Annotated in this window: 17 protein-coding genes and 4 pseudogenes; 11 read left to right on the top strand and 10 right to left on the bottom strand. The window is 59.6% G+C overall.

Annotated elements, in window-relative coordinates:
- Positions 1–846, top strand: an 846-nt coding sequence (locus NR193_RS32110; RefSeq protein ID WP_256754675.1) for a DUF1403 family protein, incomplete at its 5' end; no start/stop codon positions are given.
- Between the two features lie 5 nt (positions 847–851).
- Entirely contained in the window at positions 852–1589 is a 738-nt protein-coding gene (locus NR193_RS32105) for an SMC-Scp complex subunit ScpB (protein ID WP_256754674.1), read from the top strand.
- A gap of 88 nt (positions 1590–1677) precedes the next feature.
- Here the strand turns inward: NR193_RS32105 and NR193_RS32100 are convergent.
- Positions 1678–2769: pseudogene (locus NR193_RS32100) on the bottom strand (Tn3 family transposase); the annotation flags it as partial.
- On the opposite strand from NR193_RS32100, the gene NR193_RS32095 reads away from it, so the two are divergent.
- From NR193_RS32095 to NR193_RS32085, 3 genes and pseudogenes are all read left to right on the top strand, one after another.
- Positions 2719–3840 (top strand): ISL3 family transposase, encoded by a 1122-nt coding sequence (locus NR193_RS32095; protein ID WP_306280777.1) that lies wholly within the window; start codon positions 2719–2721, stop codon positions 3838–3840. The pseudogene NR193_RS32100 and the gene NR193_RS32095 sit on opposite strands and share 51 nt — an antisense overlap.
- 30 nt (positions 3841–3870) lie before the next feature.
- The gene (locus NR193_RS32090) at positions 3871–4227 is read left to right on the top strand and encodes a transposase (protein WP_240579072.1); all 357 of its coding nucleotides are present in this window, start codon (positions 3871–3873) and stop codon (positions 4225–4227) included.
- A 108-nt stretch (positions 4228–4335) separates the two neighbouring features.
- Positions 4336–4656: pseudogene (locus tag NR193_RS32085) on the top strand (transposase); the annotation flags it as partial.
- Here NR193_RS32085 and NR193_RS32080 read toward each other — a convergent pair.
- On the bottom strand, positions 4633–5820 hold the full coding sequence (locus NR193_RS32080; RefSeq protein WP_240579138.1) for an IS110 family transposase: 1188 nt from the start codon (positions 5818–5820) through the stop codon (positions 4633–4635). The pseudogene NR193_RS32085 and the gene NR193_RS32080 overlap by 24 nt on opposite strands.
- A gap of 249 nt (positions 5821–6069) precedes the next feature.
- On the opposite strand from NR193_RS32080, the pseudogene NR193_RS32075 reads away from it, so the two are divergent.
- Positions 6070–6186, top strand: a pseudogene (locus NR193_RS32075) (transposase); the annotation flags it as partial.
- A gap of 6 nt (positions 6187–6192) precedes the next feature.
- On the opposite strand, the gene NR193_RS32070 reads toward NR193_RS32075, so the two are convergent.
- The 5 genes and pseudogenes from NR193_RS32070 to NR193_RS32050 form a co-directional block, all read right to left on the bottom strand.
- Positions 6193–7542 (bottom strand): ATP-binding protein, encoded by a 1350-nt coding sequence (locus NR193_RS32070; protein ID WP_256754673.1) that lies wholly within the window; start codon positions 7540–7542, stop codon positions 6193–6195.
- 35 nt (positions 7543–7577) lie between these two features.
- Positions 7578–8333 carry a response regulator gene (locus tag NR193_RS32065; protein ID WP_240579070.1) on the bottom strand — a complete coding sequence of 252 codons (756 nt, stop codon included), beginning with the start codon at positions 8331–8333 and terminating at the stop codon, positions 7578–7580.
- 21 nt (positions 8334–8354) lie between these two features.
- Positions 8355–8936 carry a Spy/CpxP family protein refolding chaperone gene (locus tag NR193_RS32060; RefSeq protein ID WP_240579069.1) on the bottom strand — a complete coding sequence of 194 codons (582 nt, stop codon included), beginning with the start codon at positions 8934–8936 and terminating at the stop codon, positions 8355–8357.
- Between the two features lie 162 nt (positions 8937–9098).
- Positions 9099–9314 (bottom strand): annotated as a pseudogene (locus tag NR193_RS32055) (IS21 family transposase); the annotation flags it as partial.
- Positions 9315–9480: 166 nt separating this feature from the next.
- Entirely contained in the window at positions 9481–9897 is a 417-nt protein-coding gene (locus NR193_RS32050; protein ID WP_256754672.1) for a 4'-phosphopantetheinyl transferase superfamily protein, read from the bottom strand.
- Positions 9898–10825: 928 nt separating this feature from the next.
- Between NR193_RS32050 and NR193_RS32045 the strand changes: the two genes are divergently transcribed.
- The 3 genes from NR193_RS32045 to NR193_RS32035 all read left to right on the top strand — a co-directional run bounded on the left by NR193_RS32045 (position 10826) and on the right by NR193_RS32035 (position 12215).
- Positions 10826–11257 carry a hypothetical protein gene (locus NR193_RS32045; protein ID WP_256754671.1) on the top strand — a complete coding sequence of 144 codons (432 nt, stop codon included), beginning with the start codon at positions 10826–10828 and terminating at the stop codon, positions 11255–11257.
- A 546-nt stretch (positions 11258–11803) separates the two neighbouring features.
- Positions 11804–12016 (top strand): hypothetical protein, encoded by a 213-nt coding sequence (locus NR193_RS32040; protein WP_256754670.1) that lies wholly within the window; start codon positions 11804–11806, stop codon positions 12014–12016.
- A gap of 61 nt (positions 12017–12077) precedes the next feature.
- Positions 12078–12215, top strand: a complete 138-nt coding sequence (locus NR193_RS32035; RefSeq protein WP_256754669.1) for a type II toxin-antitoxin system VapC family toxin — start codon at positions 12078–12080, stop codon at positions 12213–12215.
- Positions 12216–12530: 315 nt separating this feature from the next.
- Here the strand turns inward: NR193_RS32035 and NR193_RS32030 are convergent, their stop codons facing one another.
- Positions 12531–13130: a hypothetical protein gene (locus tag NR193_RS32030; RefSeq protein WP_256754668.1), complete on the bottom strand. Its 600-nt coding sequence runs from the start codon at positions 13128–13130 to the stop codon at positions 12531–12533.
- Positions 13131–13215: 85 nt separating this feature from the next.
- Between NR193_RS32030 and NR193_RS32025 the strand changes: the two genes are divergently transcribed.
- Positions 13216–13731 (top strand): helix-turn-helix transcriptional regulator, encoded by a 516-nt coding sequence (locus NR193_RS32025; RefSeq protein ID WP_256754667.1) that lies wholly within the window; start codon positions 13216–13218, stop codon positions 13729–13731.
- 490 nt (positions 13732–14221) lie between these two features.
- Positions 14222–14533, top strand: a complete 312-nt coding sequence (locus NR193_RS32020) for a hypothetical protein (RefSeq protein WP_256754666.1) — start codon at positions 14222–14224, stop codon at positions 14531–14533.
- Here NR193_RS32020 and NR193_RS32015 read toward each other — a convergent pair.
- Both NR193_RS32015 and NR193_RS32010 read right to left on the bottom strand, forming a co-directional pair.
- Positions 14530–14778 (bottom strand): hypothetical protein, encoded by a 249-nt coding sequence (locus NR193_RS32015; protein ID WP_256754665.1) that lies wholly within the window; start codon positions 14776–14778, stop codon positions 14530–14532. The genes NR193_RS32020 and NR193_RS32015 overlap by 4 nt on opposite strands.
- Positions 14775–15257, bottom strand: a complete 483-nt coding sequence (locus NR193_RS32010) for a thermonuclease family protein (protein WP_256754664.1) — start codon at positions 15255–15257, stop codon at positions 14775–14777. Before NR193_RS32010 ends, NR193_RS32015 begins: the two co-directional genes overlap by 4 nt.
- Between the last annotated feature and the right edge of the window lie 50 nt (positions 15258–15307).

Here is a 15307-nt window from a genome sequence, read left to right as displayed (position 1 = left end):
ACCGCACTTGATGCAGTGGTGCGCCAGGAGGAAAAATGGGCCGGCGCCTGGCGGCAGCGGCTGGCGCTCACCGCCGCCGCACTTGCCGCAAGGCAGGCAGGCCGCGTCGAGGCCGAGGCCGCCCTGCGCGATGCCGTGCTGCTGACGAAGGCCGGCGACGACGTCGGCCCCGCCGGCCGTTTGCTGCTCGCCTGGCGGCGGCTGGCAGAGCGGCCCGCGGCGGACCTTTTGACCGAGAAAAACCTTGCCGCGATGCTGGAGGCGTTTGGTCACGCCGGTGACGGCGAGGCGGTGTCCGATCTGGCGGCGGAACTTCGCAAGCTTCACGCCGGCGCCGGGACGGTCGAAGCCCTGGCCGGCGCCTTCGCGATCGTCGAACGCCATGGCTTCGGGCGCTTCGTCGGGGCATGGCTCGCCGATGCGCTTTTGGCGCAGCTTCTGGGCTGGAGCCATGCCGTTCCGCTGCTCGGCATCGAGGCGGTGCCGGGGGCAGGCACCGGCCGGCCGAGACGGGCGGAAGCCCCTGTTCCCGCAACCGGGCCGGCGGGGGCCGAACGCGCCAAAAATCTGCTCGCCGCACAGGCGCGCGCCGCGCTGCGCGCCATCGATCTGTCCGCCGAGCTTGAGCGCCGTGCGCAAAAACTGCTCGCCGTTGCGCCGAAACTCAGGGCCAGGAGTGCAGACGCGGTCGTGCAAAAGCTGTTGTCCGGCGACGCGATGGTCGCGTCCGACCCCGTCGCTGGCATGAGCGACCGGGCCTTGCGCCGCCTGTTCGACCGGCTGATGGAACTCGGCGCCGTGCGCGAACTGTCCGGGCGACCGACGTTCCGCATTTATGGACTTTGAAAACTATGGCGGAGAGTGCGCCCAAGCGACGGAAGGAAGGGCAGGGAGGCGACCGCCGACCAGACGACGGTCTGTTTGATCGGGAACTGGATCATCTGCCGCCGGAGGCGCGCTGGCGCGAATGGATGAGCCGGGTCGAGGCGGTCATTTTTGCTGCCGGCGAGCCGGTGACACGCGGTGTGCTGGCTCGCGCGGTCGGCAAAAACTGCAACCTCGATCTGCTGATCGACGATATCCGCGAGGAACTGCGCGGCCGGCCCTACGATCTGGTCACTGTCGCCGGCGGTTTTCGTCACCTGACCCGGCCGGCCTATGCCGACGCCATCCGCAGCGCATTCGGCAGCGGCGAGAAGACGGTCGACCTGTCGCAGTCCGAGGTGCTGGTCTTGATGTGCGTCGCCTATTTCCAGCCCATCGCCCGCGCCGAACTGTCGTCCTTCTTCGGCAAGGAAGTCTCGCGCGACCTGATCGGCCGCCTGCGCGGCGCCGGCCTCATCGCCTCGGGCCCGCGCAGTCCGACGCCGGGTGCGCCCTACACCTATGTGACGACGAAACAATTCCTGCTCGAATTCGGCCTCGGCACGCTGCGCGACCTGCCCGATTTCGAGGCGCTCGAAGACGCCGGCCTGCTCAGCAAAGAGAAACTGCTGGCCGGCGATATTCCCGCCAGACTGGCGAGCGGGGGCGGCGAAGAAGAAGCAGAAGACGCCGAGGCCGGTGTCGTCGAGAACCAGGCGTCTTGAGCGGGATGTTGCCACCTTGCGACCGCTATTCGGGGTCAGAATAAGAGCTGCTCAAAATCGTACGCTAAGGTCGAACAAAGCATGAACATCATGCCGCCCGTCGGATTGGTGCTGGCAAGCGAAGCGATCTGAAGCCTTCGGGCATCTGGTGCTCAGAATCCCAGGTGTAGATGCCGGTGAGGTTGATGTGTTCCCAACTAAGCGGCGAGACGTGTTTGAGCAGGTCATTCGGGATAGTCCGACCCGCCATGCGCAGGTGCGTGGCTGCGCGGTCAAGATAGACGGTGTTCCAATGGACGATGGCGCTGACGACGAGATTGAGCCCGGAAGCGCGGAATGCCTGGCTCTCGTATGACCGGTCACGTATTTCTCCGCGCTCGTGGAAGAATACCGCGCGCTTGAGCTTATGTGCTGCCTCCCCCTTGTTGAGGCCGCCTTGGCACCGTCGGCGCAAGGCCGGGCTCGAATACCATTCGATCATGAACAGTGATCGCTCGATCCGGCCGAGTTCCCGCAGCGCCTTGGCCAACTGGCTTTCCTTCGGAGACGCCGAGAGCTTCTTCAGGATCGTCGAGGGGACGACGGCTCGCGTTGTGATTGACGCTGTCAGATGTAGCAGGTCATCCCAATGGTCAAGGATCAACGCGGTGTTGATCGGTGCGCCGATGTGGTTCGTCAGCGCCGGGTAGGCATCGCCCTTCTCGAATGTGTGGAACTTTCGATCCTTGAGGTTGCGTAGCCGAGGCGCGAAGCGCTTGCCGGTAAGGGCGAACAGCCCGAAGACGTGATCGCTCGCGCCGCCAGTGTCAGTAAAATGCTCCTGGGTATCCAAGATAGTATCCTGGTCAAACAGGCCATCGAGCACGTAGGCAGCTTCGCTTTCAGTGGGACTGATGGGCAAGATACTGAAATAACCGTACTGGTCGGACAGGTGGCTGTAGAATTTCGATCCCGGTTCGCTGCCGTAATGCAGATTGACATCGCCGCGTTTTGCCGCTCGGTCGCTCGCACGAAAGAACTGTCCGTCGGACGACGCGGTCGTTCCGTTGCCCCAGAGGCGGGAATGCGGGTGACCAGTATGTGCATCGGTGATGCAGGCCTGAGCGGCGCGATAGGTCTCTGATCGAGCATGGAAGGTGCGCATCCAGCCAATCTGATGGGCGCTGATGCCCTTGAAAGCCGACGTTTACACAGCCACTACACGCGTCGGCTTTCCGACCTGCCGTGGCATGGACGGGTTATCGAAATCCGGCTGCAGGCAAGACGGTTTCGCTGTGGCAGCGTGCAATGCCCGCAGCGGATCTTCACCGAGAGACTGCCTGATCTTGTCCGGCCGAAGGCGCGGCGTACGGTGCGTCTCGGCCAAAGCCAGTTGGCGATAGGCTTTGCCGTCGGCGGCCAGCCCGGTTTCCGGCTCTCGTGCAAGCTCGCCATGCCGGTCAGCGGCGACACGCTGTTGCGCATGATCCGCGCCGCCGAATTCGAGCCACCGAAAGCCCCGCGTGTAGTCGGCATTGATGACTGGGCCTGGCGCAAGGGACAGCGCTATGGCACGATCATCTGCGATCTGGAACGCGGTCGCATTCTCGAACTCTTGCCCGATCGCGATGCCGACACGGTCGCAGCCTGGCTCAAACGTCACCCCGGCATTGAGATTATTGCGCGCGACCGTGCCGGTCTTTACGCCAATGGCGCCCGGCGAGGCGCTCCAGCGGCAACGCAGGTCGCCGATCGTTGGCATCTTCTCAACAGCCTCAGCGAGGCGCTACGTCTTGCCGTCAGCCGCCAGCGCAAAGCCGTGCAGGCCGCCGGAAGGGCGTGGAGTGCCGAAATGGGTAACGCGAGGGAGGTGACGGGATCCCAGTCCGACGCTCACCCGGCACGGGACAGCCTACGTCGCCTGAGACGAGAGGAGCGAGGCGACCGCTTTCAAGAGATCGTGCGTTTGCGGCAGGTCGGCCCGGCGCCACGGCAAATCGCCCCGCGGATCGGCATGAGCGTAAGGACGGTTGAGCGTTGGCTAGCCGCCGGCGGCGAACCCGAGCACCGACGACCGCCGGCCCGCCGAACCTGCATCAATCCCTTTCGAGATTATCTCGAACAGCGCTTGAGGGATGGGGCACAGAACGGCGCCTTCCTATGGGCCGAAATCAGGCAGCACGGTTTTGATGGCAGCAGGGCAACCCTCTATCGATGGCTGGCCACACGGCGGCAGAGACCCGCGTCTGAGGCGGTGACGCCGCGGTGCTGACCACCGTCGCGGCGCGTTTGCGCCTAGCTCTTGAGTGAGCAGCCGGACGCGCTTGATGACGCCACCCAATGCTTTCTCCGTCATCTGTTTGAGCACGCGCCAGACCTCCAAGTGGCAGGTGATCTGGCGCGGCGGTTTGCCGCTACCATTCGCGGCGATGACGAGACGGCCCTCGATCAATGGATCGTGGATGCCGCCGGCACCGAATTGCATGCTCTGGCGATGGGCATCAAACGCGATATCGACGCCGTCACGGCAGCCATCACTCATCCCTGGAGCACAAGTCCCGTCGAAGGCCGCATCAACCGCCTTAAGACCCTGAAAAGGCAAATGTACGGGCGGGCCGGATACGCGTTGCTGCGAAGCCGACTATTGGCAGCCGCCTGAACGCAATCAGCGAAGTGGCCGGGGTGGAAAACACCGATCTGCACCAAAAGTGCGGAAGATCCCCAGATTGTCGCCGCCGTCTCATCCTGATCGTCGCGCTATAACTTCCCCGAGCGGAAGCCCGGACCGGTGACGGAGGCACTCTGCTGGAGCCATGCACGGCGCAAGTTCTTCGTGCTCGCCGACATCGCCGCCAACACCCGCCGGGGAAAGACCGCGCCGCCGATCTCGCCGCTCGTCGCCGAGCTGGAAGAATGGATGCGGCGCGAACGGTCCAAACTCTCGCGACATGCGCCTGCCGCCCAGGCGATCGACTACATGCTCAAGCGCTGGCCGGGCTTCACGCGCTTCCTCGACGATGGGCGCATCTGCCTCACGACGGATGGTGTTGAAAAGTCCCGATCGTCATCCGGCAGCAGTTTTGGGCGGCTTTTCTTCCCAAGCCGCCACCATCCGCTCATAGGCTCTTTCGGCGCTTTCCACATATCGCGACTCGCGATCGCGAGTTTCTTTGATCCAGTAGTCGCGGCCGGGCCCAGCCTTTCCGTATGCCCTGGGCGCGCCAGCCCGCAGGGCCACCTTTCTCAGCTTCATGGCCGTGAACGCCGGCCTTGCGTACGCGTAGCCCTGATCACTCGAAAGAATGTGCCAGATCATGACTGCCAGTTTTCTCGCGGTCGCTACGGCGGCGGCCGGCGCACCGCGCTTCCTCTGGACGCGCGCGAAGAAGGCGCGCAAGGGACCCGGCGCCAGCTTCGCCGACCACGCCGCCTCAACAAGCATTCGGCGTGCGTCGCTGTTTCCTTGCTTGGTGATGTGACCGTGGCGGGACGGATGATCGCCTGATTGGCGGATCCGGGGCGTGAGGCCAAAGTAGCTGCTGAGTTTCTCTGGGGTCGGGAACCGACGGATATCACCGATCGACGCCAAGATTGTGGAAGCAACGACAGAACTCACGCCAGGGATCGTCATCAACCGGAGAGCACGAGCGTCGTCGAGAGATTTCTGCGCAAGTTCCTTGTCTAGTTCTGCAAGTTGCGCCGACACCCGTTCGAGCTCGTGAACATATCTCCCGAGCACAGCCCGCTCCTCGGGAGCCAGCGGCAAGTGGGCCAGCCATTTGCGGCCTTCCAGACCGAACAGGTGGCCATCATACTTGGGGATCAAATTGGCATGCAGAATGGCCTGTATCCGCCCCTTCGTCCGAACGACCTGAGCCAGCACTCCCATGCGCTCGGCAATTTGCCGCCGCCGGATCGTCGTAGTATCGTCGGCTACCCATACTTCCGGCAGCAGGCCGCCGGCATGGAGCTTCGCTAAAGTGGCGGCGTCGACCTTGTCCGACTTTACCCGCGCCCAGGCGATGGCCTTCACGAGACGGGAGTTCGCGACGACGACGCGCTTCACATATGGCCGTAAGAGCCGTTCGACGGCAGTGCTGTTGCCTGTCGCCTCAATAACGACCTCATCGTCCTTTCTCAGCGCTGTCGCGAATTGGAGAAATCGGTCTCGGATGAGTTCAACGCGGCGCTCCTGCACGATGTCGCCATTGTCCAGGATCGCTACCTGGGCGAACGATCGATGAATGTCCATTCCAACCACACGCATGTTCCATCTCCTTCCGGTAGCGGGAGCCGGTGGGGAAACACGACATCTACGGATTCGCGCTCGCAGCGCAGCCGGGCAAGTCGTAGGGGCGGCCAAGTAACAACTCGAGTTCGCGACTCATGGTCAGGACGGCCTGCCACCGTTTCATGCTCCCAGCACCCCTATCCCGGTGGCCGATCTTACCTCATCTACTTTTTCGGATCACCGAAGGGCGCCGCGAACACCATACCCTTTAACAATGCGGCTGAACGGGCGTTGCGCGGCCTGGCTCTCGGCAGAAAATCCTGGCTCTTCGCCGGCTCCCAACGCGGTGCCGATCGCGCTGCTGTCATGTACACGCTGATCGCATCCTACTCTTCACGGCTGGTTCTGGACTGGTAAGGAGATTTGGGCTGTCAGCCCGCCGCCCTGTCGGTTGCGCAAGGTTAGGTTGCCGCCATGCGCTTCCACGGCGGAGCGTGCAATGGCCAAGCCCAAGCCGATACCACCCGTTTCACGTGCACGCGATCCTTCCAAGCGGTAAAAGGGCTGAAATACCCGCTCCAGTTCTGCCGGATCGATGCCGGGGCCATCATCATCAATCAAAATGTCGATAGTTGAGGGATGGGTCACGATACTGGCCCGAACGGCTTGTCCGTATTTGGCGCCGTTTTCGATGAGATTGGTCAGCACTCGCTTGATCATGCCGGGATTGCAGTCGTAGACGACTGGAGCACTCGGAGCCATATCAGCCGGGAGACCGCTATCCGATAAGTCAGCGACAACGCTCGCCAGTAAAGCTGCAAGATCGATCCGACGCCTTGGGCCGAGTTGCGCTTCATCCCGGGCGAACTGCATGGTCGCCGAGATCATCGTGTTCATTTCCGCAATGGTTGCGAGCATTTTCTCACGGTCGTCGTCGTCAGGATGGGTTTCTGCCCTGAGCCGTAAAGTCGTCAACGGCGTGCGTAGATCATGTGATATCGCGGCCAGGATACGCGTTCTGTTCTCGATCAACTCACGGCGCTTCGATTGCATCTTGTTGAAGGCTCGTGCGGCTTGCCGGGTTTCGTGTGTTCCCTTGACCGGCATTGGTGGCGCATTGAGGTCCGTCTCGAATCGTTGCGCAGCCGTGGCCAGGTCATCAAGAGGGCGCACAACCGAGCGCACGAGCCAGGCAGATAGGCCCAGAATGACGACAGTCATGATCCCCATCGCCAGTAGGAGCTGCCGGGAGGCGGTATTTGCTCCGTTGGGGAACTGAGCAGAAAACGATAGCCATTCGCCATCCTTTAGCGGTACCGAACCCTGTATTTCATCGCTGTGCCGTGAGAAGCCCATATGGTGATGGGATCGTGCACCGCCGTCAGCATGAGGATCGTCGGCCCTTCTATCGATCACCAGCGTAGCGACACGAGGTTCGGGAAGGCCGGAGGCGGCTGGCTGAGCCATAAGATAGTCGCGTACCGACAGAGCGATGGAATCATTGCCACCCTCTAAAACCAGCGGGCTGTCTGAAATCGATACCGAGAGCGATGGGTCGTTCGAAGCAGCTATAATCTTTTGCCGCCACTCAGGTGGAGCTTCATCAACGAGGCGGGCGAGATTGGCTATACGCTGCGCGATGGCATAGCCGCCCACCGCCCGTGTCGCCTCCTCACGATGACCATAGTAGATCAAGAATCCGGCGAGGTGCGAAACAATCAGGCCGCCGAGCAGCACAGCCATCGTACGTCCGAACAGGCTGTCAGGTAGGATCCTTCTCATAGGCGCGTCACGTCGGCGGCGAACAGATAGCCGCCGCCCCACACCGTCTTGATGATGCGGGGATCTGCCGGGTTTATTTCGAGTTTCCGACGTAAGCGACTGACTTGGGTATCGATGCTGCGATCAAACAGGTTCGCTTGGCGTCCGCGCGCCAGATCGAGAAGTTGGTCGCGGTTGAGCACCCGTCGCGGATGCTCGGCAAAAGCCATAAGCAAATCGTACTCGCCAGTGCTGAGAGCCACCGAGACACCGTCGTCGCCAATAAGTTCACGCGCATCGACATCGAGCTTCCAACGTTCGAAGGCGTAGAGGTGAGGCTGAGGAGCAGGTTCTTGCTGGCCACCGGGTGTCTTGCGACGCAAAACCGCACGAATACGAGCGACCAATTCTCGGCTGCCAAAGGGCTTGCCGAGATAATCGTCCGCACCAAGTTCAAGGCCAACTACCTTGTCGATCTCGTCACTCCTGGCCGTCAGCATGATGATCGGAATATTGGACCTGGCCCGCACCTCCCTGCACAGGGTCAAGCCATCATCACCCGGCATCATCAGATCAAGGACGATCAGGTCGATATCGTTGTTGGCAAGTGCCTGCCGCATCGCGTTGCCATTGGCCGCAGTGCTCACCTGGAACCCGTCCTTCAGCAACGCGCGCGAAACCAGGTCACGAATTTCGATATGGTCGTCGACAACAAGGATATGTGCGGCGGGCGGTGGAGCGCTGTCCTTGTTGTGGTCTCGATTTTTCGTCATGCTTATCACTGCGGCGTCGAGCTATTCAATTCCGATAAAGGGGTTCGGTCCAGCGGGAAGTCCCGGAAGTATGTAACGCGCCTTGGCTTGCTGTTCCGGCGTGAGCTTCGAGAGCAGGGACTGCGCTGCGACCGTTATCGCAGAGGACTGCTTCTGAGCCTCCTCATTCATGATCATGGCATCCACAAAGTGCGTGCCATGTGGACGAAACCATGAGAAAAACGGCAGGCTGTCCTGTTCGCGCTCCACCGCCATGACTCCACCCTGTAAGGCCGCCTCATAGGTATCCCAGTCGGCTTCTTGCGCCTGGGTTATGCCCAATGTCGATTTCAGTTCTCCCAGTTGCGTCGGGTCCGCAAACGGTGGTTGGTAAGGATTGCCAGTCAGTGCGCCAACCCCACGTTCGATACCTTCCACCCAACGACAAAACCTGTGGCCGTAGCCGCAACCATAGTCAAAGCCGAACTCGGCCATATGGGGGTCCATATAGGGGGAGCCGGCAAAAGCAGGATAGAACATGGGAGTTCCTGGATGGCCGAGCACCCAAAGGCCGAGCAAAACGGCCGCCGCAGCCCCAAAGATGTAAAGGCGTGGTCTGTTCATATCTATCTCCATCAATTTGCTCAGGGAGCGTTCCGAATGGAGGAGATTGAACAACCGCCATGTCTCTCAAGTTTTACAGCGACAGGGCAGTTTGTGACAAAGTGTGACAGATATCTGGCGGCCAATATGATCTGCGGCGGCAAGCATATGGCCGTCGACTCAGGCCTCGGACACCGCCGCCGGATAGGCCCGCACATAGCAGGTGTCGCTGTGCGGAAGGTCGAGCACGAAGAAACGGGCCTTCTGTTCGACATCACCAATCGCCACCATCGCCTCGCCGAAGTCGGCCTGCGCATGGCCCGGCGGATGCGACAGCGGCACGAACACTTCCAGGTGACGCTGAGTCCGCTCGCGTATGTGATCCTTGATGATGGTGTATCTGTTTCTACTCGGCCGTACCAATCAGCCTCGCATTTTGACCTTTGGCGGCGGCAGTTTCAGCTGCCTTGGGCAATTTGTGACTGTCATTGAAATCGAAGAAACGCTGCGCATCCTGGCCGCCCGCTTTCCCGAGGCTACGGCGACCCACTTTGCCACCGATTTTTCACCAGTCCGCAAATCCTGCCTTGATCTTCAGGTCCGTCTGCGGCCGCACAACTGACGGTTCCATCACGCCCGAACCCAGAGACCAAGCAAGCGTGACATCCGTCATGTCATCAAATTTCGTGTCGGCGACGCCCCAAACGCGTGCACGCCATTCAACCGATGGCACACAGGCAAGCTGGGCGTCAGAGGATTTCAACACTTGGATGCTTCGCGGATCAGCAGACAGGCCATATCCGGCCGCCTCCAAAATCGCCTCTTTGGTACACCACAGCTTGAACAACTGCGAATGACGCTTTGCTTCGGGCAAGCTGGCGACGATCCAAAATTCTTGCTCGGTCAAGAACCGATGGGCAAATCGATAGACCGGCGCATCCGTCAGTTCAACGTCAATTCCGACGTCAACTTCGCGGGCCATGGCCACAACCACACATCCCCCAGAATGGGATGAGGTATATCCTTCAAAATGGATAGTCCTTCTATAATACGTGGGATATCCGCCTTATAAGCAGCGCTGAAAAATACGATGTGTCGGATGAATGACCGCTGTGACATAGGAAGCCTTCGGATTTAATTGCTCTCGAGTAGACCATCGCTATCGCATAGCTGAACAAAAAGCTGCGTAGAGCAAGCGAAAAAATCCTTGTAGCTCAGTAAACGACACTGGTCATATTGCATGCAAAATGAGGCGGTTTCTTTGTGGGCAGATGAAGGCAGTGAGGGCAAGGTCGCACGTGCGCTAAAAGAAAAAATCAGTGCTGTCGTAAATGGGCCGGCCACAATGCCCCGTCCCTCGAAACCTTGCCTAAGCTCGCGGCTGAACTTCCGTCTCTGCATTCCCACTCTCCAGTTCCGTTAAACACCTTATCTCGGCGTCCACGAAACCGGCAGCAGGCCAAGCCGCCCAGCCCATTCGGCCACCGCGCGTAATTCAGCGACAGTCCGGGCGATCGGCAAGCTCAAGCCGCTACTTCGCCCTTGCGGCTGTCGGAATCGATGCCCTCGGCGCATCGCCGAAGACCTGGTCGACGGCGGGCCTCCATCCCGCTTTGAAGACCGGCCAATTGGTTCTTTAATAGGGGCGGACAGCCACGTCTCATTGTCCTGATGTAAGACCTAGTATACTGTCAACAGGTGAGTCAGAAACCCGAACGAGCAGAGACTCTTTGCCAGCGCCGGCCGAGTTGTCGACGCTGGCAGTTGCAGCGTTGCGCTCGCAGGAGCGGCGTCAATGGTTTTGGCGTATTGCAGCACTGACGCCTCGGCCACAGGAGGTGGCGAAATGATCCCAATCCATCCTGGTGAGAAAGAAGGGGCGAACCCAGTAGATGAGTAGGGCGGTGGTCGTGGCGATTGCCATGGGGGCAATGTGTATCGGAGCGGCCGCGCAGAGCGACGACACCAAGAGCGCAGGAAATCCGATGTGGCCGGCCGGATTGCGTTGGGATTGCAAGACGGCTTCCAAGATCGTGTGCGAGCGCGACGGCTCATGCCGGACCGACAAGGGCGATGCCCCGTTCGTGCTGAGCTACGACGATAATGATGTGGAGTTTCCGGGCGGCAAGGTCCGGATCAAGCGCCACTATCAACAGGCGGTCCAGGGGAGTCCCTTGCAAAGAGAGGTCAAGGTGGAACTGGCCGACAACCGCGTGATCTGGCTGACAGCAGTCGACGCCAGCCGAACCTATTCCGACGCATGGGTTGGGGCGATAAGCGAGTTGAAGGGCGGCGTCGTGCTGATGGAATCGCAGGGCGTCTATTGCGCGCCGAAAAAATGATCGGGGTCGTCACGGCCAGGCAAAACTGTACATTCGCGAGCGTGTTGGTGCTCTCCGTCATCACCGCTCCATGTATATCTTTTGCTTCAAACAAAATCCCGACCACGGTCCCCGTAATGGATCTCCACACTTCAATCGACGGAAATATAGTGGAACTGAAAAAATATTCCCCAACTTGCAGGGCGTGGGCACGTCACCGCGTAATGGCGAAGTTCTCTTGACGATCTTCAAAGAATATCCGACGCCGGCGGCAGAGCAAGAGGATGCAGACGCTGCCGCAAAATTGTTAGGCGTACCTGTCAGGATATTGATGGTGCCCGCTGGATTGAAGCCTTAATCCGCCCGGTAACGGGCTCAATTTCAAGGAATTCGGGTACGGGCCGCTCTGCAACATGAATTGCCGCGGGTGAAGTCCGATACGCCCATCCGCGAAAGGTTAGCGGCTATACGTCGCCGCGCTCGCGTGGAATTAGGCCCTCCCGTTCCCGACATCGACATCAACATCAACATCAAGAAGATTATGGATGATATCTGGGAGGAGGGCGAATGAGCCTCGTCGATGCGTCGGTGATCGTCGCAATCATGAACGAGGAACTGGAGAAACGGATCGAGGAAGCCGGGCCACGGCTTTACGTGTCGCCGCTGGTCCGTTTCGAGTCCGTCACAGCCATGTTGAAAATCGAACTGAAGCGCAACACATTCAGAGGCGATCGGCAAGCTATGGCAGCCAAGGTCCGTGAACTGTCGATGCCTTCATAGAGAGCAGGACGCGCGATCGATCGTCATCGACGATACGATCGGTGACACCACGCTTGATACGATGGCGACCTATGGCAAGGTCGTCGCACATCCTGCGGATCTCAACTTTGGCGACTGTTTCGCCTATGCGACCGCCAAACGGCACCGCGTGAAATTGCTGTACAAGGGCGAGGATTTTGCGCTGACAGACATGCCATGACGGTCTATGCGCAGCAGAAATCCAATTTCGACGGAAACGGCAACGGCGGCTATGCCCACATTCAGTGTTGCCATGCCGTTTGAAAGTCGATCCCGCTTTGCCCGCGGAGGCGTTGCCCCAATCGGTCAATTCCTTCCCGCTCATCCCTTTGGTCATTGCCGGCGGGCCGGGATCTTAACTTGCGTACTCTTCCACGACGGCCTGGCTGGGCCGATCCTTCTAGGGATGGCAAATCTGTTAACGCTTTTCGTCTGGCCAGCCTCCTAATTTTGTAGGATTATTACCCGAATGGGGTGGGAGGTTGTCGGATTATGGTCATTTTAGACTGAACCATGAGCGTTGACGCGCGCCATTAGCGTCGTCGTACTCGATGTAATAGGGTTTCGCGCGGCGCGGTCGCGCAATTTCATAATAGGTTGTCGTATCGAAGCCATGGCCTCCATTGGACGCTGTCCGCACGCGAGCTTGCACGGTCTTGTCTTCGATCTGGATCGTGGCGGTTCTCATGCCACTATCGTTATGGCCACCCGGGCGAAGACTGCCGTTACTGTTCCACATTTGACCGTTACGTATTTGCTGCACGTTGCTGTCAGGAACTCGGCACATGCTTTGCTCCGAACGACCACCATGCTCGGAAGTTGCCGGCGCGAAGGCCGTCCAGCCTGCGGGGCAATCTTCGTAGGGCTCATATCGAGCGCTAGAGGAGTTGGCCTGCGGGCAAGTCGGCCAATGAAAGCCAAGGTTATCCATTGCCGCGATCAGCTTATAGATCGGCGGGTGGCAAGAGGGCGTTCCTTGCCAGTCGCCAGAAAGACATAGGAGGACCTGACAACCCCATTCAGAACCCCGTGATTCGGACGGAAGGAACATGGTGCCCGCCACGAGGGCAGCACCCAAAAAGAGAAATTTCAGCACGGTCACAATCTCCTGCGAGCGTCAGATTTTGACAGTTTACTATGCTTTCGTACCGGGAGAAAGGACGGACTAACCAGGAGAGCTTGTGCGCGCACACCGATTTATAAAAAGGGACGAAGAGGGGGCCGTGGTTAATCCGCTACGGTCCAATGTTGCCGCGTTCCTTGAAAGCGAGCGCAAAAGACGGAAGCTCTTCCACCAGGATATGGCCGCCTTGTTACGATCGGGCGAGGGCCTCTCATACCGGACCTACATCCAAACATGCCGGCGAAACAACAACGTCACGTTGCGAACGCTCGAATCTATGGCGCGCGCCCTTGGTGTTTCGATCGCGGCGATGCTGGCCGGCGATGCGAAAATCGAGGATTGGGCTCACGCTTTAGGAGATGATGACATTCGCCGAAGGCTTGCAGACGTCATTAACAATGAGCGCTTGAACCGCAGGCTATTGCGGAAGGAAATGGCGGAGCTAATGGGCGTCGCCCAGATGACGTACATTAAGCTGGAACGCGGACAGGGCAATATCAGCGTCGACACGATAGCCGGCATCGCAGGCGCACTCGAACGAGATCCCGCCACGTTTCTGTTTCGCGGCCCCTGAGGGGAGCAGGAAATTTCTCGAGCGCAGCGATCATAGTGCAATGGCCGAAGACCGGTTCCACGATCAAAATGACAGGAGAAGTGAAGCGAGACGGCAGAGGAAGGCTATTCTTGCGAAAAACTCTCGCGTAAGATCCGCGGCCTGGTGCATCGATTCTTTTTGAACCCGAATGAGATTCGACGGTTCGATCATCCTCCCCTTTTCTCCCGTAACAGTTTCAATGCTTAGTCGGGTTGCAACTGTCGGACAAATGGCCGATTTTACTTCGGTGGGGTCGTAGGCCCCTAGCGTGCTTCACGAAGACGAGCAGGGGACCGTAGCTCGACGTTACGCTAATGCGCCCGCACCTTTCCCCTACAAGTCTCCGTTCGGTTTGCCCTTCGGTCCTCGCTTTCGACGCGACCGGAGTAGCGCCGTGAGTGCTGTTTGCTGCGCGATTTATCAGGTTGGGGGAGGGCAATACCGGTTCAATGTAGGGAGCAACGGAAGTATGCAGAAGGCGGATGGCTTGCCGAAGCTTATCGCGAGACATCGTCAGGCGCTCAATACGGCCGAAGCGCTTGGCGCCCGGTTCATGGAGGCCAATGACGAGGGGGCGCTACTGACTGGACAACGTATCGACGCGGCCCTTGCAGCTGAAGCGGTCGCGAGGCGCAAGGTCGCGGCCGCTCCTGTGGAAACCCTGCGTGACGTCAAACTGAAAGCCGCCTATTTCAAGCGGCTCTTAAGCAAGGATTGGTGCGAGTTGGAACCGGCCGACATACAGGCACTGTTGCGTTCTTTCGCGAACATCCCGGCCTAGAACAGCGACCATATCCATGTCGCGCCGACGCCGACGTGATGGATGATCCAGAGCGCCCACGGGGTATCATTGACCCAGAGGACGACCACCCGCCAAAGGATATAGAGCGTCAATAGAGCGGCGACCAGAATAATGAAGTTCGCCGTGCTGTCGTCGTGGCGCCGGCTATCGTCTTTGAAAGGGTACCACGTCTTGCCGTCTACCGGATAGTAGCCGTCGGGCTTGCCCCTTGGGATGAATTTCATTTCTCGCGCTCCTGTGCCTGTTTCAGCAGCAATTGCACCGGATGCTGAAATCTCATGGCCCAAAGGCCATGGTGCTCCATCTTAGCATTGATCTCGGCAACGAGGTAGTTGGCGCTGATTGCCTCGCCCTTGGTGTCCATGGCTGCGAAGGCATAGCCGGTCGAAATGAGCGCCGTGCCGACGTCTATTGTGTTGCCATCAAGATCTGCCGCGCAAACGACAAATGTCGCCTTATCGATGGCGTAGCCAATCGGCTGACAGGTAACGGTGACGGATGAGAGCAGCGCTGCGAGATGGGCGAGAGAAAGGTTGCCGCAATCCACCTTCTTGCCGCTGTCATCCGTCGCGTCCGTGCCACGGATGCACGATTGCACCCCATAGAGCCGATAGAGCTTCCTCCCGTCGCGCCAGGTGTCGCCGGTCAGGATCTGGACGTTTTTCGACACGACTATAGGGGCAGGAGCCTCGTCAGCTGCCATAGTATGTTGCGCGGCAGCGGTCGGAGCGACTACGACCGCTGCCAGAGCCG

This window comes from Mesorhizobium sp. Mes31 (assembly GCF_024519675.1).
Lineage (GTDB): Bacteria > Pseudomonadota > Alphaproteobacteria > Rhizobiales > Rhizobiaceae > Mesorhizobium.
This window is presented reverse-complemented; position numbering and strand designations above follow the sequence as displayed.